Annotated in this window: 13 protein-coding genes; 1 reads left to right on the forward strand and 12 read right to left on the reverse strand. The window is 42.4% G+C overall.

Annotated features, from left to right (window positions below):
* Window positions 1-3: 3 nt before the first annotated feature.
* The 5 genes from H8Z82_RS03565 to H8Z82_RS03585 all read right to left on the reverse strand — a co-directional run bounded on the left by H8Z82_RS03565 (window position 4) and on the right by H8Z82_RS03585 (window position 8,649).
* Complete coding sequence (locus tag H8Z82_RS03565; protein WP_019161880.1) at window positions 4-432, reverse strand: GtrA family protein; 429 nt, start codon at window positions 430-432, stop codon at window positions 4-6.
* Complete coding sequence (locus H8Z82_RS03570) at window positions 433-1,380, reverse strand: glycosyltransferase family 2 protein (RefSeq protein ID WP_186994262.1); 948 nt, start codon at window positions 1,378-1,380, stop codon at window positions 433-435.
* 60 nt (window positions 1,381-1,440) lie between these two features.
* Complete coding sequence (locus tag H8Z82_RS03575; protein WP_186994263.1) at window positions 1,441-4,191, reverse strand: YfhO family protein; 2,751 nt, start codon at window positions 4,189-4,191, stop codon at window positions 1,441-1,443.
* A 314-nt stretch (window positions 4,192-4,505) separates the two neighbouring features.
* The gene (gene nifJ / locus H8Z82_RS03580) at window positions 4,506-8,042 is read right to left on the reverse strand and encodes a pyruvate:ferredoxin (flavodoxin) oxidoreductase (protein ID WP_019161883.1); all 3,537 of its coding nucleotides are present in this window, start codon (window positions 8,040-8,042) and stop codon (window positions 4,506-4,508) included.
* A 199-nt stretch (window positions 8,043-8,241) separates the two neighbouring features.
* The gene (locus H8Z82_RS03585; protein WP_186994264.1) at window positions 8,242-8,649 is read right to left on the reverse strand and encodes an RrF2 family transcriptional regulator; all 408 of its coding nucleotides are present in this window, start codon (window positions 8,647-8,649) and stop codon (window positions 8,242-8,244) included.
* Window positions 8,650-8,868: 219 nt separating this feature from the next.
* Between H8Z82_RS03585 and H8Z82_RS03590 the strand changes: the two genes are divergently transcribed.
* Complete coding sequence (locus H8Z82_RS03590; protein ID WP_019161885.1) at window positions 8,869-10,509, forward strand: ABC-F family ATP-binding cassette domain-containing protein; 1,641 nt, start codon at window positions 8,869-8,871, stop codon at window positions 10,507-10,509.
* 129 nt (window positions 10,510-10,638) lie between these two features.
* Here H8Z82_RS03590 and ybaK read toward each other — a convergent pair whose 3' ends face one another.
* The 7 genes from ybaK to H8Z82_RS03625 form a co-directional block, all read right to left on the reverse strand.
* Window positions 10,639-11,127: a Cys-tRNA(Pro) deacylase gene (gene ybaK / locus H8Z82_RS03595; protein WP_186994265.1), complete on the reverse strand. Its 489-nt coding sequence runs from the start codon at window positions 11,125-11,127 to the stop codon at window positions 10,639-10,641.
* Window positions 11,128-11,205: 78 nt separating this feature from the next.
* Window positions 11,206-14,247 carry a putative bifunctional diguanylate cyclase/phosphodiesterase gene (locus H8Z82_RS03600; RefSeq protein ID WP_243176388.1) on the reverse strand — a complete coding sequence of 1,014 codons (3,042 nt, stop codon included), beginning with the start codon at window positions 14,245-14,247 and terminating at the stop codon, window positions 11,206-11,208.
* 83 nt (window positions 14,248-14,330) lie between these two features.
* A complete protein-coding gene (locus H8Z82_RS03605; RefSeq protein WP_186994267.1) occupies window positions 14,331-15,071 on the reverse strand; it encodes a TM7S3/TM198-like domain-containing protein in 741 nt (246 codons plus the stop codon).
* A gap of 83 nt (window positions 15,072-15,154) precedes the next feature.
* A complete protein-coding gene (locus H8Z82_RS03610; protein ID WP_186994268.1) occupies window positions 15,155-16,333 on the reverse strand; it encodes a transglutaminase domain-containing protein in 1,179 nt (392 codons plus the stop codon).
* 438 nt (window positions 16,334-16,771) lie between these two features.
* Window positions 16,772-17,626 carry an RpnC/YadD family protein gene (locus tag H8Z82_RS03615; protein WP_186994269.1) on the reverse strand — a complete coding sequence of 285 codons (855 nt, stop codon included), beginning with the start codon at window positions 17,624-17,626 and terminating at the stop codon, window positions 16,772-16,774.
* 304 nt (window positions 17,627-17,930) lie between these two features.
* Window positions 17,931-24,218 carry a DUF5057 domain-containing protein gene (locus tag H8Z82_RS03620; RefSeq protein WP_186994270.1) on the reverse strand — a complete coding sequence of 2,096 codons (6,288 nt, stop codon included), beginning with the start codon at window positions 24,216-24,218 and terminating at the stop codon, window positions 17,931-17,933.
* Between the two features lie 30 nt (window positions 24,219-24,248).
* A complete protein-coding gene (locus H8Z82_RS03625; protein ID WP_186994271.1) occupies window positions 24,249-25,400 on the reverse strand; it encodes an AI-2E family transporter in 1,152 nt (383 codons plus the stop codon).
* Window positions 25,401-25,551 lie beyond the last annotated feature (151 nt).

Below are 25,551 nucleotides of genomic sequence, written 5' to 3' on the forward strand. Positions count from 1 at the left end.
TCTTTAATTCTCCTTAAAATTCTTTTTTCCTGTGGTAAAAACAAAGAATTTGCTGAACACATAATTCAGGATCAGCACAATAAACTGTGTGGCAAATTTGCCCACCATATCATTCATTCCCAGCTTTGCTACCAGCAGCCAGACGCCTCCCACCTCAATGACCATGGTCATAAGACGGGCACTGATAAACTTGCAGAAGGGCCGGATGTGGTCTGCCAGAGTTTCACATTTATCCTGGAAAACAAACCTTGAATTCACCACATAAGCAAAAAGGATCGCCAGTATAATGGAAATCACATTGGCAATATTCAGACCAACCCTCAGCTTTCTTAAAACATAAAAACTGATCAGATTTACCAGTGTAGTACATCCGCCAAAAAACACATAGCGCACCACTGAGCTTGCATATAATTTTTTTATCAACTGTTTCATTTATTTTCTACGCTCCAAATCTTCTTCACTTCCATGGATGATCTTTGACACAATATAACGGGGACGATGCTTCACTTCCTCATAAATTTTGGCAATATAATATCCGATGATCCCAAGACTGATCATTACCGCACTTCCTATAAGCAAAAGCACCAGAAGCAGGGTAGTATATCCCTCTACTGCCCGTCCTCCAAAATATTGCACCAGAGAATAGATCATCAAAGCCAAGGAACACAGAAAGCAGATCAATCCCCCTACTGTGACAAACTGCAGAGGAACTGTAGTAAATGCCACAATATTGGTAAACGCATATTTCACCAGAGACCAGGGAGACCATTTGGAGACCCCTGCCTCTCTCTCCTGTACCTCAAATCTGACACTGGTAGTCTTAAATCCTACCCAGGAGGAAGTAGCCCTGAAAAACATATTTCTCTCAGGCATAGACAAAATGCTGTCCACCGCCTTTCGGTCCATCATCTTAAAATCCGAGGCATCCTTCATATTCACCTTTGTTGCCTTGGTCATAATGCCATAGAAAAATTCTGCACACTTTTTATGGACAGCGCCCTCTTTTCCTCTGTCTGATTTGACGCCCTCGATCACTTCATATCCATCCTGCCACAAGCGGTACATTTGTACCAGTGTTGCCGGAGGATGCTGTAAATCACAGTCCATCACAGCGATCACATCACCGGAGGCCTGGGCCAGTCCTGCAAAAACAGCTGCCTCCTTGCCAAAGTTTCTGGAAAAATGAACTCCTGTTACATTCGGGTCCTTTTTCCCGGCCTTTTTAATCTCCGCCCAGGTACCATCTGCGGAACCATCGTTTACTACCACCAGCTCGTAAGGAATCTCTGCCTCTGTGAGAACCTCCCTCAATACCCGGCAGGTCTTTCCCACCATCAGTTCCTCATTATATGCCGGAAGCACTACTGATAATCTTTTCATCTTATCTCCTCGTCTGTCTTTCAAAAATTATTATACATCAAACCTATTAAATGTCTATTCTTACCTGCAGGTTTTCTTTTTGCGGCTTCTATATACCAATATGAAATATAAAAGGAGCCCCGCCAGGGTAAGTACTGCTCCGGTTTTTATATAGGGAGTACAATAAATAAGCTGTATTGTATGATGTCCCTCTTCCAGTTCCACTGCCATATACATGGTATTGGCCTTCTTAAGCTCTGCCTTTTTCCCGTCCACATAAGCAGTAAAGCCTTTGCTGTAAGGAATTGCCAAAACCAATGCCCTTTTGCCTGAAACTGTAATCTCTCCGGTGATCTGGTTCTCTTCCTGGTTTATATTCTGAAGAGTTTCTGCCCCAAGCTCCTGTGTCTTTTCCTGGATTCCCTGTACAGGCTGGCACACAACCCGAAACTTATCATAAGTATAAATTCCTGTATTTTCAAAGGTAAGTGTGATCACCTTTCTGTTGGTTCTGGAATATCCCAGATTGCACAGGAAATTATGGCGTCCGCTGTATGCATTGTATTTATCTGTAAAAATCTTAATACTTTTTTGCACATCACCGGAGGCTACTGACATTGCCGCTTCCTTTGTCTCCTTCCAATAACGCCACATACTGTCCTTATTCCAGACTTTATTTTTTTCATAATCAGACAGGCTGTTCCATTGTTTTTTGCCGATCAGCTGTCTGGGAGAAAGGCTGTCATAATCCAGATTATCTGCAACAAGATAAGTTTCACATTCTGTCAGTCCGTTAAAGACCAGCTTCAGGCTGGCACCCTCACGGGTTACATAAATTTTACCGTCAGATACCGTACATCCCTCTCCCGGTTCTATTCTGTAATCCATAGATTCATCGTCAAAATAAGTAGAAGCTTTTGGCAGGGAACTATCCTCCAGCACAACTCCGTCCAAAAGAGCCTGCTGCTTCTTCACAACATCCATTTTTTCATATTCAGACCTGGGAATGTAGCTGTCATAGGTATACCCCAGAGGCAGTGTGCTGTCTCCTGTATATGCCCTGCACTCCTTGTTTCCCTTACCTGCAGAACCTTTTTCCCGGTTATATCCATAGGGCAGATATTTGTAATTATTGCCGCTGATCACAAAATATTTCACTGCAGCCAGACGGTCAAGGATTGTCCTGCTGTCCAGATTCTCATAATGCTGCTCCCAGGGCGTATTCAGATACATCTCATTAAAAAACTGACTGATACTTCCGTTAGCCAGACTGAAATAATAGGCTGTGCTGTTGGTACCCATATACATGGACGTATTATCATAAGGAAGAGCACCATACTGGTCGTATCTGTACACCCCTTGGTCTCCGGTATTCAATACTGCCTTATCTGTATTGGATTCCAGCTTGTCCATTACATCCTCTTCCCCTGCAAACTCAGACAGATAATCCTTTTCATAGGAATACTGATAGGACACGTTCAGCAAAATACTGACCACCAAAAGTCCGGAAAGCATGCCGCACATATATTTCCCCTGAAGGAAAATATTGCCAAAGGAGGTAACTGTAAACACAGCCAGAACCAGAACGATCACTGCCGCCATATTTCTCTGCGTCCGGGCTGACTGTGCAAATAAAGCCAGCACACAGTACACCACAGTCATGACAAAGATTTTTTTCTTCTCCCTTATCTTAAGGGTAAAAAGCTCCGGATAGGCTTTCACAAAGATATATGCAATCATCATTCCATAGGCCCAGATCCAGCGATTGGACACATAGGAAAAGCCATTGAGCACATGCCCGGCAAACGGGATCAGCAAAAACAGATTCAGTATAATAAATCCAAGCTTCAGATCCAGGTACTTTCTTTTCCTGGAAAACAGCACAAATACTCCTGCCATGGCAACTGCCGAATAACCGGCAACTCCCCACTGGATCATATTTTCACCGATCAGATCACCCAAATATTTTTCATAATAAATCTTATCATATAAAAGGGGCACATAATTTTCCACCTGGAAGCGTTCTGTGCCAAAGAGTGTCATGACAACCGGCAGAAAAATTACAGCCGCGATCATCAGCGCCACTCCATAATAACCTACAAACTTTACAAACCACTGTAAAACATCCCTGACACTTCTCTTCTGAAAAATCCCAAAATAGCGGAAAGCAGCATAGAGAAGCATAAAAATACAGATCATATAAAAGAAATAAAAGTTTGACATCGCCGAAATAGCCGTTGCCCAGATAAAAAGCCATGGCTTCTCTTTTTTGTAAATCTTATCAATGCCCATCAGCACCAGGGGCAGATAAATCATAGGATTGGAAAAGTAAGGGTGCTTCATGGCTGCATAAATGGTCCATCCTGCAAATATATAGATCAAAGTCCCCATAAAAGTAGCCTGCTTTGGGTTCTTATGATAAAAACAAAAAATACTAAATGAAATCCCCGCCAGATAAATCCTCAGGAAAATAAGAACCTCATACAGAATCTCCGTCTTATCCGCAGGTACAAACACAGACAGCAAGGTCAGCGGATCGCCGATCACATAATAATGTAAGGTAGTAAGAATATCCGAGCCATAACCGATATTCATATCCCACATAGGGACAGACAGCTTATGCTCAATAAAAATTCTGTGCAGGATTTCCCTCAGATACCTGCCATAATAGGCCAGGGAATTCAGATGCTGGGGAATCCCGTCATGACTCCACACCAAAGACTTCCCATTCCCTGCGAACTGATAATAGATAAAAAAAGAAATAACCCCAAATACAAGCGTATATAATAAGTAGAAATCCTTCTTACTATCCCTGCTCACAAATCTCCTCATAACCACTCCTTTATATTCTATCATTCTAAACCGAGTTATAAAGTTCTCACTGATTATAGACAAATATCCAATACTTGTCAAATTTATAGCCAACATTATTTTATTGTTTAATCAGCCAGTATCCAGTCAGGAAATGAAATAACTTCAGTGGTTCCGAGACTGAGCCCCAGAAGTTATTTCATTTCCTGACGTCCCTTATAAAAAGAGCCGCGATACAAAAGTACCGCGGCCCACATATATCGTCTGGACACCATAAACAGCTCAATCTGTTTATTTTATATTATTGTTTATCAATCGTTCAAAAAGCGGAAAGATTATTCAGCGCTGTGAAGAGCGATCAGCTTCTGCAGATATTCAAATCTAGCCTTAGCCTCAGCCTCATTCTTAGCAAACAGTCTTGCAGCCTTCTCAGGATTCTGACGTTTCAGAGAGTTGTAACGAACCTCACCGTCAAGGAATGCCTGATACTCTTCCATGCTTGGAGCCTTGGAATCAAGTGAGAACTTGTTTCCTTCTGCTGCAGGATTGAATCTGAAGTTGTGCCAGTATCCAACCTTAACTGCTAATTCTTCCTCTGTCTGAGCTTTTGCCATACCTTTCTTAATACCATGGTTGATACATGGAGCATAAGCGATAATCAGAGATGGTCCCGGATAAGCCTCAGCCTCTGCAATAGCTTTTACAGTCTGGTTGAAGTCAGCACCCATGGAGATCTGAGCAACGTATACATAGCCATAGCTCATAGCGATGGAAGCCATATCTTTCTTCTTAGTCTCTTTACCGCCGGCAGCGAACTGAGCGATAGCACCTGTAGGTGTAGATTTAGAAGACTGTCCACCTGTGTTAGAATAAACCTCTGTATCGAATACCATAACGTTGATGTCACGTCCGCTAGCCAGAACATGGTCAACACCACCGAATCCGATATCGTAAGCCCATCCGTCACCACCGAAGATCCACTGGGATTTCTTAGCCAGGAAGTCTTTCTGAGCAAGGATTTCTTTTGCTTTGTCGCATCCGCAAGCTTCAAGAGCAGCAACAAGTTTGTCTGTAGCAGCGCCGTTTGTAGCACCTACAGAGAATGTATCCAGCCATTCCTGACCAGCTGCTTTCACGTCTTCGTTTGTTCCGTTAGCAACAACGTCTTCTACTTTTGCTTTTAAGCCATCACGGATTGCTCTCTGAGCAAGAAGCATACCATAACCAAACTCAGCGTTATCTTCGAACAGAGAGTTAGACCATGCAGGACCCTGTCCTTTAGCGTTTACTGTGTATGGTGTAGATGGTGAGGAGTTACCCCAGATAGAAGAACATCCTGTTGCGTTTGCGATGTACATTCTGTCACCGAACAGCTGAGTGATCAGTTTAGCGTATGGTGTTTCACCACATCCTGCACAAGCTCCTGAGAACTCAAGCAGAGGCTGTTTGAACTGGCTGCCTTTAACAGTTGCTTCTTTGAATTTAGCGATAACATCTTCTTTAACCGGCAGTTTCACTGTGTAGTCAAAGTATTTCTGCTCGTTTTCGCTTGCTTCAAGGTTTTCCATAGCAAGTGCTTTCGCACCCTTCTTACCTGGGCAAACGTTTACACAAGAACCACATCCTGTACAGTCAAGTGCGGATACGGACATTGTGAATTTGTATTCTTTCATACCTGTAAGGTCTAATGTCTTCATGCCTTCCGGAGCATTAGCTGCTTCTTCAGCTGTCAGAGCTACAGGACGGATAACTGCATGTGGGCAGACATAAGCACATCTGTTACACTGGATACAGTTTTCCGGATTCCATACAGGAACGTTAACTGCGATACCACGTTTCTCATATGCAGCAGAGCCTGATGGTGTAGTACCGTCTACATAATCCTTGAATGCAGATACAGGTAAGGAGTTACCTTCCTGAGCATTAACTTTAGCCTGGATATTGTTAACGAAATCAATAACATCCTGACGTCCTTCTGTTGCATGAGTCATATGAAGACCTTCGTCCTCAGCATCTTTCCAGCTTTCCGGAACTGTGATCTCAACAACCTGTTTAGCACCTGCATCGATAGCTGCCCAGTTCTTCTGTACCACATCATCACCCTTACGTCCGTATGTTGCCTTAGCAGCAGCCTTCATAAGGTCGATTGCCTGCTCTTCCGGAATGATTCCTGTAAGTTTGAAGAATGCAGACTGAAGGATTGTGTTGATACGTGTTGGTCCCATGCCTGTTTCAATACCGATCTTAACACCGTCGATTGTGTAGAATTTGATATTGTGGTTAGCGATGAAAGCTTTTACCTGTCCTGGTAAATGTTTCTCAAGACCTTCCATATCCCAAGCACAGTTAAGGAGGAATGTACCACCGTCAACAAGTTCCTGAACCATGTTGTATTTGTTTACGTAGGATGGATTGTGGCATGCTACGAAGTTTGCTTTGTGGATCAGGTATGTGGATTTGATCGGTTTCTTACCGAAACGTAAGTGGGACATTGTAACACCACCGGACTTCTTGGAGTCATAATCAAAGTAAGCCTGTGCGTACATGTCTGTATTGTCACCGATGATCTTGATGGAGTTCTTGTTTGCACCTACTGTACCATCAGCTCCCAGACCCCAGAATTTACAGTTTGTTGTTCCTTCTGGTGTTGTTACGATCGGAGCACCTGTCTCAAGGGAAAGGTTAGTAACATCATCAACGATACCGATTGTGAATTTCTCTTTTGAAGTGTTCTCATAAACAGCTACGATCTGTGCAGGTGTAGTATCTTTGGAACCTAAACCATAACGTCCGGAGAATACTTTTACGCCGCCGAATTTGCTGTCTTTTAATGCTGCTACAACGTCAAGGTACAGTGGCTCGCCAAGTGCACCCGGCTCTTTAGTTCTGTCAAGAACTGTGATCTGTTTTACAGATTCCGGAATTGCATCGATGAGTGCCTGTGCGCAGAATGGTCTGTAAAGACGAACTTTAACAACACCGACTTTCTTTCCTGCTGCTGCAAGGTAGTCGATTGTCTCCTCGATTGTATCGTTTACAGATCCCATAGCAACGATTACGTGTTCTGCATCAGCAGCTCCGTAGTAGTTGAATAATTTATAATCTGTACCGATCTTAGCGTTAACTTTGTCCATGTATTCCTGAACTACTGCCGGAAGAGCATCGTAGTATGGGTTACATGCTTCTCTTGCCTGGAAGAAGATATCAGGGTTCTGAGCGGAACCTCTCTGGCATGGGTGATTTGGGTTAAGGGCATGGTTACGGAATTCCGCGATTGCTTCCAGATCTGCCATATCCTTAAGATCTTCATAATCCCATGTCTCGATCTTCTGGATCTCGTGAGATGTACGGAATCCATCGAAGAAGTTGATGAACGGAACTTTACCTTTGATTGCTGCAAGGTGAGCAACAGGTGTTAAGTCCATAACTTCCTGTACAGAAGATTCGCAGAGCATTGCGCATCCGGTCTGACGACAGGCCATAACGTCGGAGTGATCACCAAAGATTGAAAGTGCGTGGGAAGCAAGTGCACGTGCAGATACGTTGAATACTGCAGGTAACTGCTCACCGGCGATTTTGTAAAGGTTCGGGATCATAAGTAACAGACCCTGAGATGCTGTATATGTTGTTGTTAAAGCACCTGCTGCCAGAGATCCGTGTACAGCACCTGCTGCACCAGCCTCAGACTGCATTTCAGTTACCTGAACTTCCTGTCCGAAAATGTTCTTTCTTCCCTGGGTTGCCCATTCATCTGTTGCTTCCGCCATAACAGATGAAGGAGTGATCGGGTAAATAGCGGCTACATCTGAGTATGCATATGAAGCATGAGCAGCTGCATGGTTACCATCCATGGTTTTCATCTTTCTTGCCATAGTTTGTTTTTCCTCCTTAAAGGTATGATGAAAATTGTATTATTTTTAAGGCAAAATAATTTATGCCCTAAATTTCACAGTAAATTATAACATAATCTTTAGGAAATGTGCAATTGGTTTTGGAAGTTTTTGTATCTTATGAGGTACAATTGTGTTACTGTTCACATAACACTATCCCATAAAACAAAAAAGAAGAGGCTTACGCCTCCTCCAGAATCTGCAGTAAGGTTTTTCTCTTAAGCATGGCAACCAACTGGGACTGGATGTCTGCCAACTCTCTGTGCACCAGACAGGGAATTCCGTCCTGCCCGTCACGCACGCAGTCATACCGAGGATCCAGGCACTCAATAATAAACATTCCCGGATCTATGGCCTGATATACATCATATAAGGTCAGTTCATCTGCACCTCTGTCCAGGGAATAGCCTCCATGAACACCGCGGTAGCCTTTCACAATCTTCGCTTTCTGCAATTTCTTAAGTATTTTATAAGCAAAGGGGGCTGTAATTGCTTCCTTCTCACAGATCTCAGGCACACTGAGCCTGCTCTCCCCCTGCAACGCACGGATCACACGTACTGCATAATCACATTCTCTGGTAATAAACATTATATATCCTCTCTGCTCTCAGCATTTCATTATTTTCAAACCTTATTATACCAATGCAGATTTTTTTTGTAAATAAAAGAAAACAAAAAATCAAAAAACTGTTGCAAATTTCCTATTTTAATGTAAAATGGTAAACGGCTGTGCTGGTAAAACAGATACAGGCATTTTTATTATATAAAAGAACACAATCACAGTATTTCAATGAAAAAGAGGTAAACTATGATTTCAGCAAACAATATTACTTTACGTGTGGGCAAGAAAGCCCTTTTTGAAGACGTAAATATCAAATTTACAGAAGGAAACTGCTATGGTCTCATCGGAGCCAACGGAGCAGGTAAATCTACTTTCCTTAAAATCCTCTCCGGACAGCTGGAGCCTACCAAGGGTGATATCGTAATCACACCGGGACAGCGTCTCTCCTTCCTGCAGCAGGACCACTTCAAATATGATTCCTATACAGTTCTGGACACCGTTATCATGGGTAACCAGAGACTTTATGAGATCATGAAGGAAAAAGATGCGATCTATGCAAAAGAGGACTTCACAGACGAGGACGGCATCCGCGCCAGTGAGCTGGAGGGCGAATTTGCAGAGATGAACGGATGGGAAGCAGAATCCGATGCAGCTACTCTCCTGAATGGTCTTGGTATTGAGACAGAATTTCATTATTCACAGATGGCTGACCTGACAGGAAGCCAGAAGGTAAAGGTACTTCTTGCCCAGGCACTTTTCGGCAACCCGGACATCCTGCTTCTGGATGAGCCTACCAACCATCTGGATCTGCCTGCCATTGAATGGCTTGAAGAATTCCTGATCAACTTTGACAATACAGTCATCGTAGTCTCCCATGACCGTTATTTCCTGAATAAAGTCTGTACCCATACCGCTGATATCGACTATGGCAAGATCCAGCTTTATGCAGGTAATTATGACTTCTGGTTTGAGTCCAGCCAGCTGCTGGTAAAACAGATGAAGGAAGCCAACAAGAAAAAGGAAGAAAAGATCAAGGAACTCCAGGAGTTCATCTCCCGTTTCAGCGCCAACGCTTCCAAATCCAAACAGGCTACCTCCCGTAAGCGTGCCCTGGAGAAAATCCAGCTGGATGATATGCGTCCGTCCAGCCGTAAATATCCATATATCGACTTCCGTCCAAACCGCGAGATCGGTAACGAAGTACTTATGGTAGAGGGACTTTCCAAAACCATCGACGGAGTAAAGGTTCTGGACAATATCTCCTTCACACTGGGCCGAGAAGATAAGGTTGCTTTTGTAGGTGCCAATGAGCAGGCCATTACAACCTTCTTCAAGATCATCACCGGCGAAATGGAACCGGATGAAGGCAATTATAAATGGGGCGTAACCACCACACAGGCTTATTTCCCCAAAGACAACACTGCAGAGTTTGATAACGACCTGACTATTACAGACTGGCTGACCCAGTACTCAGAGATCAAGGATGCCACCTATGTACGAGGCTTCCTGGGACGTATGCTCTTCCCGGGCGAGGACGGTGTGAAACGTGTCCGCGTACTTTCCGGTGGTGAGAAGGTTCGCTGCCTCCTCTCCAAAATGATGATCTCCGGTGCCAACATCCTGATTCTGGATGAGCCAACCAACCATCTGGATATGGAGAGCATTACCGCACTGAACAACGGACTGATCAAATTCCCGGGTGTGATCCTTTTCACCTCCCATGACCACCAGTTCGTACAGACCACAGCCAACCGTATTATGGAGATCCTTCCAAACGGAACCATGATCGACAAGATCACAACCTACGATGAATATCTGGCAAGTGATGAAATGGCCAAGAAACGTCACGTATTCGAAATCAATGAGGAAGATGCTTCCGATAACTAAAGATAACTAAAATCACAAAAAAGGTTCGCACCGGAGTTATGAACTCTTCTGCGAACCTTTTCTTATATCTTATATATTCTGATTTAGCCCTTTCCCTCAGAAACCAGCTTTACTGTCAGCCTCCGGCACTCAGTCCTCCGACTTCATGGTAATATCTGCCAGTTTTCCCCCGGTAACCTTCAGAAGTTCCTCCAGCGGCACCTTCAGGGTAAGTCCGATCCGGCCGCCACTGACATAAATCTCACTGAAATTACCTGCTGATGCGTCAAATACCACAGGATATGGCTTCTTCATACCCAAAGGGCTGCAGCCACCTCTCACATAGCCTGTGATCTTGGTGATATCCTTTACATGGATCATGTCCACTGTCTTCTCACCTACCGCTCTGGCAGCAGCCTTTCTGTCTACTTCTTTTTCAATGGGGACTACAAACACAAAATAGCCGCCGCTTTTGCCCTCCATCACCAGAGTTTTAAAAGACTGGTCATAAGGTGCCCCTATCTTATCGGCACTGTGAAGTCCGTCTATAAATTCATCACATTCATAGGTAAAGGTCTCATACTTCACCTTCTGTCTGTCCAGCATTCTCATTGCATTTGTCTTAGCTTCCTTTGCCATTCCCTGTCATTCCTTTCTGTTGTCATACGTACTCTGCCGCTTACCTATATGGCAAAACGCAGCCGGCGCTTATCAATATTATTGAGTTGTATATCCGGAATCCGGCACAGCCTTCATCTGCTGCATATCATCGATCAGGCGATGATACCCCTCAATGGTGACGATCCTATCTGTCTCAGAGGTTTTAATTCCCACACAACGCACATTTACCCAACCTCTCTCCGAATGCTTCCATGGATAAGAAGCCTCCACAGTCTGGCCTGTGGTAATAATTGTCTCCAACACATTATGAATATAATGGAGATAATCCGGATGGATATTCTCAAACCAGTTCTTATAGCACTGTGCAGGTGATGCATTCTTGTCCGCCTCAATAAGGCTGTGCATATTGTCATCTGCCAGCATAACAGCCTGTCCGGAATCTTTATTGATCTTGATGCTCCACAAGCCCATAAGTGTAGCGGAAAGAATATTATGATCCAGTGTTTTCTCTACATATCTGTGAAGTCTCTCTATCATGTCCGTTTTTTCTTTCTGACAGAACAAAACATTCTCCAAAAGCTTTGCTGCCTTTTTCAGCAGAAACAGATCATCCCTGCAATAGTCTGCATCATCCACGGAGATCAGCCCCACAACCTTATGATTCTGAGCACAGATGCTGCAGAGCATACAATTATAAATATCCTGAAGCATAAATCCATTCCAGAGGATCTGGTCCTTTTCCTTCAGTTCTTCTGCACTTCTGATAAACACAGCATGCTTTTCCTCCAGGAGCTTCGCCCAGGGACGCATATTGTCCCCTCCGGACAGCTTAAGGAAACGCTTCTTGTCCATCACACCCTTGTCATGATAAGAACAAACATCCTGCCAGATATCCATGCCGGAATCATACAAAAACAGACAAACCCGGCTGCTCTGATAAAAATGTCCCGTAAAGTCCAGAATTTCCTGGATCAGTTCCGACTGTTGCTTCTTTGTGACAGCCAGTTCATACAGCTCCAGAGTCTGGTTCAGCCCATACAGTTCATCCTTCAGTCTGCGGTCCTGCTGTCGATTCTCCTCTTCCACAGGCCAGGCAACTACCATTACTGCCGGTCTGCCGTTATATGTCATCGCCTTTTCACGCACACGGAGGAGACGGCCGTATTTCTCATACAGCATTTTCTCAGTCAGATAACTGCCGTTTTCCTCTTTCTCCATACTGTTGCCTGAAATTTTCCTTACATCTCCTGCAAATATCTGACTGTATTTACTTCCAAAATAATTATAAACGCCGGTCAGCTTCTTTGCTGCAGAATTCATGAAATATATTTCCTGGCTTTCCGTATCCACCAGATACACAATTTCCTCCAGCTGATCCAGGATTTTGCGGTACTCAAACTGTTCTGAAATTGCAGTCTGGCCTGTACACTCTTTATGCAGTCTTTCCTTTTCATTATACTCTGTCAGGCGTCGGATCAGCTGCATATAAGCATCGTTGGGAACTAGACAGGTATACTCAAACTCCTGTGCCGACATAGGTCTGCCAAAAAGGAAACCCTGGATCAACTCAGGAAAAAGCGTATCCAGACAATGAAGCTCCTCCTCGTCCTCTACACCCTCACAGCAGACCCGGATCCGGGCACTGTGGGTAAGCTCCAGCATATTGCTGAGAAGCCGGTAATTATAAGCACTCTTCTGAATCTGACGGATAAAACAGCGGTCGATCTTGACCTCATCCACCTCCAGACTCTTGAGATAGCTCAGGGAAGAATATCCGGTTCCAAAATCGTCAATGGAAACATGCATTTCCTTATTACGCCAATTAGAGAATATATTATTAAAATAATTATAATCCTGCAGCTGCATACTCTCTGTAACTTCCACTGTGATATTTCTGCCCGGAAGCCCTGCCTCTCTGGCAGCTTCCACCACATCATTTACAATAGAAGCCTCTCTCAGCTGCACATAGGAAGCGTTGATACTGATACTGAAATCCTCCTGCAGTTTCCTCCATCTGGCACACTGGACAAATGCCTGCTGCATCACCCACTTACCTACAGGAATGATCATACCGCTCTGCTCCAGGATCGGAATAAACACAACCGGAGACATAAAACCAAATTTCCTGGAATGATAGCGCAGCAATGCCTCCGCACCGTGAAGTTTATATTCATTGGATGTCACCTGAGGCTGATAATAAAGCTCAAATCCCTCAAAATTGTTCCGGATGCTGTCTCTCATCTCCTGCTGAAGTTCAATCCTGGACAAGGTCTTGTTATAATCCTCCGAAGAGAAATACTCCATACGGTTTTTGCCCGCTTCTTTGGCACGACCCAGAGCATTTTCCGCATAGCTGACCAATATATTTACATCTTTTTCCTTTTCAAAAGGATAGCTGACAATTCCTGCCGAAAAGCTACACAGTGCCGCTGTTTTCTCCTTCACCAGAGCATAGAAATCCTCTGCATCCCTCCTATTGTATCCCACAAGATCCACTGCAAAATGATCCCCATCCAACCTGTAAACTGTGTTTCTCTCACCTTTCAGGCTCTCCAGAATCTCCGCACTGCGGACCAGAACACGGTTGCCATACTCACGGCCCATCCGTTGATTCACATCCCTGAAGCCGTCAATTCCCAAAACCATCAGATGTCCACGGTATCCCCGGGCAATCTTACTGTTCAGATCATCCAGCATTTTATTGTAATTCAGCAGTCCGGTAAGCATATCAACCTTCTCAGCCAGAACACGCCTGGAGAGACAGCCCATCATCACAAAGGACTGATGCTTATGGTTCTTCAGCACCTTACCTCTGGCATTGATCCAATTCTTTTTGCCATAGCTGTCCAGATAGCGGAAGTCAAAATCCATGGTCTCTTCATTGCCATCTGCAACATTTCCCAGCTGTCGCAGAATCATCTTACAGTCATTGGGATAAGCCACAGCCCGCAGATCATCTATGGTATATGTATAAACATCATCTCCCACACTCTCACGGGCAATATTCAGTTCTCGTGCAAAATGAAATTTCTTCTCCCTGATATCCCACAGGAAGAAAAAATCACTTGTAGACTCATTCAGGAACAACAGCATTTTATAATAATCCTGTATCTGTTTCCTGTCGTCTGCATATGTCATGTAAAACAACGTACGGATTATGCCCCTTAAAATAATCCGCGTCCTCCTTCTTCAAAACTCATCTCTACGATAACGGGCTGTGACTATCTGTCACTCGTATTTTTTCCTCTGCGTCTCTGACTATACGCTTTTTCTCCTTCATTTTCCATATCCATAGAATCTCCAGTTTTTTCCGGATATTCTGATTCCACCCTGTTCTCTGGTTCTGCATTCTCATCCTCGCTATGAGGTTTATTGATAGCAAACTGGATCAGCATTCCCAGAAGAGCAAAGCCTGCACTAAGTCCAATCCCATATGGAAACTCATCCAGCCCTCCCAGTCTGCCCAGGGAAATCCCTGCGATCAGACCACCGATCAGGCTTGTGGCCACGATCAGCACCTCCCTGCAGTACTTCACTGCCAGGGTGCCAAGTGCGATCCCGATGAGAATACAGGCAAAAAATGCTGCCGAACTGGTAGGATGAATAAAATAAATACTCAGTGCCCAGCCAATACCGGCTGCCAACAGGAATACACCTGCTTTATAAATCAAAAATGCAATTACTGCAAATATGATTCCCGTCACTATAACTGCCGCTCCCCAGACAGTCTTATCCTGAATATCCATAGACCGGACACAGATAAAGGCCAGTACAGCTCCCACAAAGAAGCCTCCCACCATCATCCAGAACCGGATCAGGCGGTAACCAAACACACAGTTCAGAATACCCAGTACCAGAAGTACTCCGAAAATTATGGTATAAAACTGTGTAAACATATCAGAACCCATCAGCCTTCCGCCCAGCTGAGGCATACTGCTGAAAATATCTGTAAAATAAGTCATATTCTGTCACTCCTTTTCAGTCATCTCCGGAAACTGCCAATATACTTTTGCTCTGCATGTCCCGGACTTTCTCAAAACATCTATCAAAACATATAATACATGGTATACATTCCGTCTATGACACCATAATGATAGGAAATCTCCTGCAGGCCATGTACTGTCATATAATATCTGGCAATCTCCTGTATTTTCTCCTCTGTGATCAGATCCTCATAAGCTGCCTCATAGGCATCTGCATTGCTGAACTTAAATCTGACCACAGCTGCATTGTTGTCTATTCTGAGCCTGCACAGAGCATATACAGATTCTCTGTCATAGCTGTCAAAGCAGGCACCGTTCATCACGTAGAAATTTTTGTCCCAGGCTGTACATGCCGGAACCTGAAATTCCTCCGATGGTGTATAATTTTTCTCATATTCCTGAGGAAAAGGACAAAGATAATCATAGATCGTGGTCTTGTGCTCAGCCAGTGAAGCCGCATCTCCTTCCAGAAACTCAGGCTGGTCTCCATTGGTGGCATCCACATAATAGTACTGACCGTCCAGCTCTACAATATTCCAGGCATGTCCCTGGGTGCTGCCTGCTGCATCCCCCTCCACATAGATACAGGGAATCTCCAGACGCTCCAGCAGATACTGGACTGCACCTGCATAACCGGCACACACTGCCTTTTTTTTCCAGAAAACTCCGGCAATGCTCTGGTCATCATCCGAAATCTCATAAGCTGTATGATCAATAATATACGTATAAGCTGTCATTACCTTCTGGTAATCATCCGCACCCTCCGGGATCTGGGCAGCCATCTCCTGATAAGCAGCCTCCATTGCCTGGGTGATCTCCCGGCACTGCTCCTCTGTGTAAGTATAGCCCGGGGAAAATCTGCAGTAATCCCTGCCCTCATAAGTGGTCTTGAACACCTTTTCCCTGTTATGTATCCAGAAAATCTCCGGATGATCCTTCAGCACTGCATGATAAACTCTGTCGATCTGGTCATCTCCGCCCAGAGACAGGTAGAAATTCTCCTCATGGGCCCGAACCCCCTTCAGGATCTCACGATAGCCCCGCTTCTCATCATCGTCCAGCAGATTAAAATAATATTCTTGGTGTCCCTGGTCTGTGGTCTCCACCTCCTGCTTCTTCAGCCTGCGCACCTCCACAGGATCACGCACAGCACTCTCCCAGGTCATTACAGAACCGGCAGCCAAAGCCACCACAAGCACCGCCAGAAACAGACGAAACACCGGAAAACGACGCTTCTTCATCTCGTTTATCCCTTCTCACAGCTTTCCTTAAGCTTAACACAGAATCCATTAATTTACAATAAAATATCGTAACTGTTCAGTACCTTCACAGTTACGAGTCAAAATCCAGTCAAGCGGATATTCGCAATCCGCTTCGCTACTTGCTCATAACCGAATAACTGCTCCGCAGTTTATCAGAAGGAGCTTGCACTCCTCCTGATACAAGCAAGTCCCCACCCACTGCTTATTGCTTTTCGCAATTGAAGCAGGGGACTTACTTGATTCGGTTAAAAATCGCCTTCGGCGATGGGATTTTGACTTGTATGTCTCGGGATTTTGGCATATTCATGCCAAAACACCTCGCGGGATAGTAGACTGCTGAATAGTTACAAAATATCTTTATTCGAAATTATCTACGAAACCTGGAGCTGATTTTTGATGAAATTTATTATATAAACTTTACAGCCATTCTTTAATTGTTTTTTCTGTTTCACCAAGGATTCTTGCTATTCTTTCTATGGATTCTCCTTCCTGCGCAAGCGAAATGGCTATGCTTTTTGCCTTTCTTAATTCACCCTGCCTTTCATAAATTGCCTGCAGTTTCTGTTCTTCTTCCTCTTTGTCATACTCAAATATACTCATGGCAATAACCTCCGCGCGGTTGACTCTGAGAAAATCCGCCAGGATTCCTTTCTGAATACATTCATCCACTGCTTCTTTTACAGCGGTATCCAGGCTCATAGTCTCCGCATTTTTACGTACTTTTTCTACATATTGCGCATATTCTCCAAGAATCCTGCACTGCTCCATCAATTTCCTGTTGCAGTCCCTGTTGATATTGATCGTAACTACCTTTAACTCCAGATTAGGATCTCCCTGCTGATTTTCATAGGATTCTGACAGACAGTTCGTCCATCTGTCCGGCATTTTCCGCTTTCCATTATAGAATACAATAAAATTCGGTGCCGGTAATTTCAGCAATATGGATGAATACAGGGATTTCCTGTCCACTAATTTCTGATATTCACTGGATATATAAAATAAATCCCTCAACGGCATATTGGGATTGTAGGTTGACTGGTGTTCATACAGAAAAAGATTCGTATCAATGATAAACGCCAGATCATTCTTCATTCCCATATAGATTGCATTTTCCAGTGTAACAATCTCCAGCTTCGTTTCATCTGTATACGCTGTTCCATTGATCGCATTATACAGAGAAAATAGGTTTCTTCTGTCAGAAAACAGTTTTCGGAATACTGTATCCTTGTAATTACGGTTTGCAGTGACTTTTTTGTTCTTTCTTTTTGTCATAGACAATACCTCCTGTGTCAGCAGGAGTGTAAGAACACACTGCTCTTTTCCAAATTGTTCAGAACTCCTGCTTTTTTAATTGAATTGGAATTAAAAGCATGGATTTCTGAAATGAATTTAGAATATAAGACGGCAAAATGCCCTGAAACTTAAGAGAAATATGCTTTGATTTTATACTAGCATGCTTCTCTGATAGGTTCAAGGCATTTTTGTAAAAATTGTCAGATGCCAAAAGCCCCGAACTGGGGTAGCTGTGCTGTACCAGTCTGAGGCTTTCAGAATTTGGAGTTATAAAGTTTTTACATCAATCCAGATCAAAAAGCTGGCGTTGACAGATGTTTATTTGCGCAACGGATTGTGCTTCTTTTTCTGTGCCGTAGTAAATGTATTTGCATGAAATTTTAGCATACAGGGTAACCTTTCCCTTATACCCTGCACTTGTTTTTAAATACTTCTCATAGTCTGGCAGATCATTTAGAGTAAAATTATATACCTTTCCGCTGTTGACATAGATGCATCCGTTGGAATCTTTCGTTAATGAATCCTTATTACCAGCCTCATATACCGGAACATCTATCGGCACCACATTTGTGTTTTCTCCTCCAATTCCTTCAAATTTTGTACCGTTATCAGACTCTATGTACAGTTGAAGTTTTAAGTCTTTTGTGTTTGTTCCGGCAAAGGAAGTACCAACCAGATTGGAATCTGTCACTTTCAAATGGAATTCAAGTGGTTTGTTTTTAATAAGCTCCTGGGATTCATTGAAATTAACATTGTCGAGTGTGTAATAAACAGTCTTTTCCTGCGCAGCATTTCTGTCTGACTGCTTTACAAACATCAATTCCGGATTAACTGCCTGTGCATTATATGCGGCTATGATAGTATTGACAAACAACTTCTTTTCCATAAGATTACCATTATCAGTGACAGGCTTATGCCCTACACCTGTATAAATTATATTTTTATAGCTATAGATATAATAATTATTTCTGACATCATTGGGTGAATGAGCATAATATCCATTTCCGGTTTTATTATCTTTATCGCCAAGGCAATACCACACTACAAGATCACCTGAATCATCCTCATCTGCATTTTCTTCCAATGCCAATTGGTAATATTGGAAATGTGTGGGGGCAACGGTTATTTTTTTATCAATTTTATATGGATATTCTGTTATTGCACCTTCATTTACCTGAGATGCTGTAGTTGTTACTTCCGTACTTCCGGTTTCTCGTGTTGTATTTGCAATTCTTAATTTTCCATTGGTGAATCCCTGCGTTTCTGAATATGTTTTTTCTTTGTTTTTGTTCAGATAATATGCCATATCACTGGAATTCTTAGAAATAGCATTCCAATCTGTAGACTGTGCATTTGTATCTAATTCTTTTGCCTGTTTTAATATATCAGAAGTTGACTGCGGGGCAGTGATGCCGTACCTATCCATACCTGAAGCTCTGCGAAGTGTCTGGTTAAAAAAGTATGCCCAACCTTTCCACGTAGAATCACCACTAATACCTCCATTCTGCGCAGTTCTATCATACACAGAGGATGACGTATTATCATGAGCCAAAATCACACTCTTTCCTGTATTTGCAAATTCCAGGATTCTCTGAGCGCCATTCTCTGAAAAGTTTGTAGGATTATTTCCTCCATAACTACTTCCATAACCAGCACCATCGCAAAATCCAATGATCAACATGTTATATTGATTCAGATAGGTTGCATTTGCAGAATACTGGGTTTCATATTGTCCTACAGTAATTGTACTAATCTTAACATTAAAATCTTTTACTTTATTAAACAGTTTTTGAAACGTAGTATCTGTAGCCAAATTCCATGTACATTCGACACTATTATTTGGAATAATTTGCAATACATTAATTGTATTTTTAGTTGAAGTTATATTTTGTCTTTTTGTATATCCAATCTCAGACGTTCGGATCTCGCTGTTATTATTGTTGGTGACTACCAGTTTCCACGGCATTAGTTTGATATATTCCTGCGGGATTTTTCTTGAAACTGTATACGTTGTATTAAGGGAAAGTTGATATATCCCATTCTCCTTTTTTATAACATTTCCATTTTGCATGACTGCAATATCATCCAGCTTCTCAGATTTTGAGAAATTACCATCACAGTTCAGATCAATATACAATTCACAATTATATTCTGCATTAGCAGGTGAAGCCTGCGCCTCGTCAATAATCTGAAACTGAAAAGTCATATTTTCTCCAGTAAGAAATTCATTCGATGGGCCATCCCCTGTTCCAATTGCAGAAGGAGGGTAACTGCTCAATTCAATCTTTGGTTTTGGAAGTTCCGCATAGAAATTTATATCCTCATCTGCTGTAATCTCTCCCTCTTTGTATACATTATCAAATCCTTTTACTTCATTAAGGAAATCATAAATATAGGAAGAATTGTCTACCAGAGTTGTAGATATCGTTTTTTTATTCTCACCATAAATATTTCCTGCAACTACTACCGGATACCCGCTTTTTGCAAAATTCACCAGTTTATTTTTTATTTCTTTTGTAATATCATTTCCGGAACCACGAACAGAGCCAATAGTAGTACCTGTAGTTGAATCTGTTTCCCCCACCGTAGCGGCTTTCTTTTGACTTCCATTCGTGACATAATCATGATTCATCAAACCCTGTAATTCATAGCGTGCCAATTTATTTCCACCAACATGATAATAAAGCACCTCATCATCTGGTCGGAAATTACCATCATAAACCAAATCCTTATCATCATCCCCCAGATAGATCATGTCATACTTTGTATTTAAGTCATCAATATGTCCGACAAATTCAGATGTTGTCATAGTGGTTATTTCTACATTTGCCTGTTTATTATGAAAAATGGGGAGAAATTTTCTGGCACTGGCAAATTTGTCTATATAATTGATATTATCAGCAAATGTACTCTCAAAAATCAATTTCATAGATTTTACGTTGGAATATGTCTTTTCAAATTTAATCGTTGCACTTTCTCTATCTATCTCCTTACTGTCAAAATTTCCTGGTATTTGAGCTATCTTATTATTGTTCTCATCATATAATTCCAATATATATTTATATATTGCACCATTCTTGCCAGTTGGTCTAGCTCTGTAAATAAACCCATCAACGTCTTCTGGATTCGTAAAGGATATTTCCAGATAATGCTTACCTTTATGATTATAGTTATTATCACTAGAAGTATATGCCGAATGCCATATTGATTCTTCATCGTTCAGCACATTCGCCGCAGGTTCTCCTGTATGATTACAACAACTTATCACTGTCATTTCATGTCCAAGCCATCCTAATACCTGTGAACTCGTAATCTCGCCCTGACTGCGGGCTGGCTGAAGTTCCAGTACCCTGATTTTTCCGGTAGGCAGATCATTTCTTTTCAGTCTGTAATTTATAATATACTCAATGGCTCTGGCCTGGCTGATTTTGGTACTTAGAGGAGTATTCTCTTTTTCCCCCTGATTTTCTGTGTTATCCTTATTTGTCGAGTTTTCTTTTATTTTTCTGTATTTATTCTCCTTTTCTATATACTTCAGAATTTCTTCAAAACCTTCCATCAGACTATTATCACCATCCGAAAAACTGTCGGACTCTTCCTTATAAGCGGGATTAAAATTTTTATCAAATGATACATTCAACAGACTACCTGGATCCTGACCATCAGATAAGAAACTATTTTTAAAGAAATATACATTGCAATTCACGTAATGACCATCCGTATCGCTATCATTCATGATTGATGCAAAACTACTCTTAAAAGTTTCATTATTCTGTAATTTTGTCTGATTAATAATACATGGTTTTTTCTTTGATTTCTGAGGGGAAACTATGTCAAGAATCTTTTGGTAGGAAGATTCATTTAATCCGGTTCCATTTAAATAAATCAGATTATAATCTTCCAGCTTTGTTTTCCCGGAATCAGAATCTGCATCTCCTGCCGAAAACGACTCATCAGAACTACTTTCTACCTCCGGCATGGCCTCATTTTCTGTGCCATCCTTAAAACTGTCTTCCTGATCATCCTCATTGTCGGTACTGTCACTAAATTCCTTTTCGATAGACACCAGCTCAACACCAGCTTCGCTGACCATTGGATCTACTTCTGAAGTATCTCCTTCATTCTGAGCTGCTACCTGATTTTCTATCTGGGTTTCGTTTGCATTCTGAGTGTCGGTATTCTGATCATCAGAGGTGTTATCTGTCTGCACATCATCCGACTGGTTATCTTCTGTCTGAGAGTTATCTGCCTGTACATCATCTGAGTTTGCGCTATCATCTACTGATGAATGATCAGGATCAGTGCTATCGCCGTCACCAGTTGTTTCCGTAGCATCGCTGTCACCGGATGCCGTTTCCTCAGCGCTTCCATATATCGCATTAAAATCATCTGCCGTTATGGTAGTTACCTCAATTTTAAAGGCATCAAACTGTTTCCTCTCATCACTTCCCTCTTCACCCGGTTCCAGATGGAACACATACTGTTTAAACCAGTCATGGTTTGTATATCCCCCCTGATAATACATATGGTCTACTTCCACAGTCTGTTCTGGGGCAGTATCATCAGGTACGAAGTCGTAATTTCCTGTGCCCGGAGTTAATTTATACTCTGCATCGGAAATATAATGAGTTGCTTTTTTTCCGTTTTCTGCCAGAATATACGGATTATTCTCATCCGCATAGGAAGGAGAATACCAGCCATAATATTTATAGGCATGGGAATCTCCTGCTGCCGCAGTTTCATCCTTTTTACAGCAAAAATAGACTTTATCTACCTTATAATAGTAATTGTATCCCAAATCCTCCGGGAGCTGACGGATATCACTGTATGCTACAGGCTGACGCTGGGTTACAATAGATATCGGGTATTTAACAGCATTGTTGACACTTTCACCCTTGTTCCATAACCAGAACCAGTACTGTCCATCCTGAATCGTGATATTACAGTATTGAGTTTTATTGTTTATTAAAATCGGACTTTCGGCAAGCTTTTGCTCAAGATTAAAAGAAGGATCTTGGTTTTTATCAACATTAATTGCTTTAGCTTTAATCGTATTCAAATCGCTGATTAATTTGTATTGATAAAACGGGTACTGATCTATGGTAATACCATAATATACCAGAGGGTCTTCAGATGTATTTGTTTTGTCTATCGTTGTATCAGAACCAGTGTTTTCACCTGATGATGGAGTATATGGAATCAAAGGTGTTTTTATACTATTTGCGCCATTATTGTCTGTCTGCTTTGTTGCTTCATTATCTGTGACAGATTCCTCTTCCGGATTTAAAGTCTCATTACCGTTCTGATTATTACTATCAGTTGAATCTAAATCACTTTCTCCTGCATTTAATTCTTCAGAAGAAAATTCACCATCGGAAAATCCCGCATCTGCTGCTCCTGAATCTATCTGAGGTTCACTCTCAGCAGCATCCGGCTGATTTTGTCCGGTTGTATTGTCTTCTGCACTGCTTTGCTCTGTTCCATTTTCTTCATCTAAAAATGTAAATTCATCAACACCTGCCGAAAAGGCATTTTCAGCAGATGTATTATCCTGAATAAGCTGTTCCTCTCCAGCTAAATTGACAGGATTTTCTCCGGGAAAAGTATAATGCTTGTTGGAAATATTATTTGCAATTTCAGTAGTCAGGTCACTGTAAACATTTTCGTAATATCCATATCTGCCATTTTCATAATTGTATTCCGAAAGAATTGTTTCCTTTCCCTGACCAGAAGAATTTGTCAGTGCATTATTTACAGTAGTATTCTCTACTTCGGAAAACTCCAGAAAATAAGGTGCATTTGCTCCGTCACTGTCAGCATAGTAAAAATTCTGAATATTTTCTCTGTACTTGGCATTTGGATTATCTGCATCTCCTGTGTCTGTGGCATTTGCCTTTTCACGAATCGGATAATACTGCTGTTCCTTCTTAGTATAGTTACCGGTGCCGGCTGGGTTTTCCTGATAGTTTCCCTTTATATTTTTTGTATATGTTGTAGGTTCATTAGTGTCTGGATCTATAAATTGTTTGATTTCTTTCCATGAGTTTGAATCCTTTTCTTCCTGGGTAAGAAAATATTTCTCCTGATAGGCACTATAAGAAAGGGGATAATCTGCCGATTTTCCTGTACTTGAACCCTCTTGATAACACACATCTTGAATCTGCTTGATTCCGGTACTGCTACTGCCATCCTGATTCAGTTTTACATTCATGGCAAATTCTTTGCGAAGTTCCAGTGTGGGAAGCTTGGACAACCCCTCATCCAGTGATTGGAACTTCATGGTCTGTTCCTTACCATCACTGTCTGTATATTTATATTCATACAATTTCACATAGGGTTCCTGCCCTGACACATAGTAGCCGATCTCCGCCTCATTTGTATTGTCCACAATCTCCAGGATCTTAAATGGCTTCTCCTCAGAGGTATCCTTTACAATCTGCTCGATTCCGGGCATCATGGCATAGGAAGCCTGGACGGAGACACTTGTCTGCAGCAATGCACCTGCACCCAGGACTCCGGCCAGGGACAGGGCGATGCCGGAGGCAATTAATTTTTTATGCCTGATCTTCATCTGTATATTCTCCACTTCTTGATGTAAACGTTATAAGGTTACCATCTGTTTCTTGTCCAGGCGGGCATACACCCACTCTCGGAAAAGGGTATAGATCACGGACACTGTCGGGATAAAGATCAGCATACCCACAAGTCCCATCAGGCTGCCGCCCAGGGTAACAGCCACCAGCACCCATATAGACGGAAGTCCCACAGAACCTCCCACCACATGAGGATAGATCAGATTTCCCTCGATCTGCTGAAGGATCAGGAAAAGTCCCAGGAACAGTACTGCCTGCATGGGGCTTACCATAAGGATCAGGAAAAAGGAAATCCAGCATCCGATAATTCCTCCAAACAATGGGATCAACGCTGTAAAACCAATCAGCACTCCCACCAGCATGGCATAAGGGAATCGGAGAATGGACATAGAAACAAAAAACATGCTTCCCAGAATCACAGCCTCAATACACTGTCCTGTAATAAAGCTGGAGAAAATCCGGTTGGACAGATTCCATACATGTGCCATGTAGCGTACCGGCTTTTCCGGTAAGAGAGCATACAGAGCCTTTTTCACCTGGCAAAGGAGCTTTTCCTTGGAAAGAAGTACATAGCAGGCAAATACAAAGCCAATGGATATATTCATAGCTGTGCTCAGCAGTCCCATGGTAATGGATACTGTGGAAGAAACAAAATTATCGACGCCGTTTTTCAGTACTCCAAGCATAGAATTAATAATCTTGCCCGGCTCAATGTCCAGAGACTGGGTCCACTTTATGATCTCCGGATTATTTCCAAAGGTAGTATCAATCCACTTCTGGATCACCGGTATATTCTCCTCTATCTTTTTGGCAATACTCACCAGAGTTGCACCCAGCTCCGGCACTACTACCAGCATAACAATGATAAGCACACAGACCAGGAAACAGATGGAAAGCACCAGGCTTACCGGTCTGGCAAGCTTCATGGCTGCCTTTTTCTGCTGCTTTACAGCCTTTCCAAAGAGATGCTTTTCAATAAATTTCATAGGCACATTCAGAATAAAGGCAATTCCGCATCCCAGAATAAACGGAAAGAGGAAGCCCAGAAGTACCTTAGCTGTGCCGATCACAATGTCCAGATGCTGGACACCCAGATACAAAAGTACGGCAAAAGCAATGAGATATCGTATTTTTTTCATGTTTTCCTTGTCTAACTGCATTTTATGTTTTTCCCTCTCTATTACGCAATGATATGTTTTTCTTTCTTATGATTCATACCCTCTCTTGATTCATACCCTCTCTGAGTTCTCATACAGCCTCCCATAACTTCCTTATAAAAAAAGTACAGGAGCTTCTGTCTTTTAGAAAACT

Origin of the sequence: Blautia difficilis, assembly GCF_014297245.1 — a bacterium.
Classification (GTDB): Bacteria; Bacillota; Clostridia; order Lachnospirales; family Lachnospiraceae; genus Blautia_A; species Blautia_A difficilis.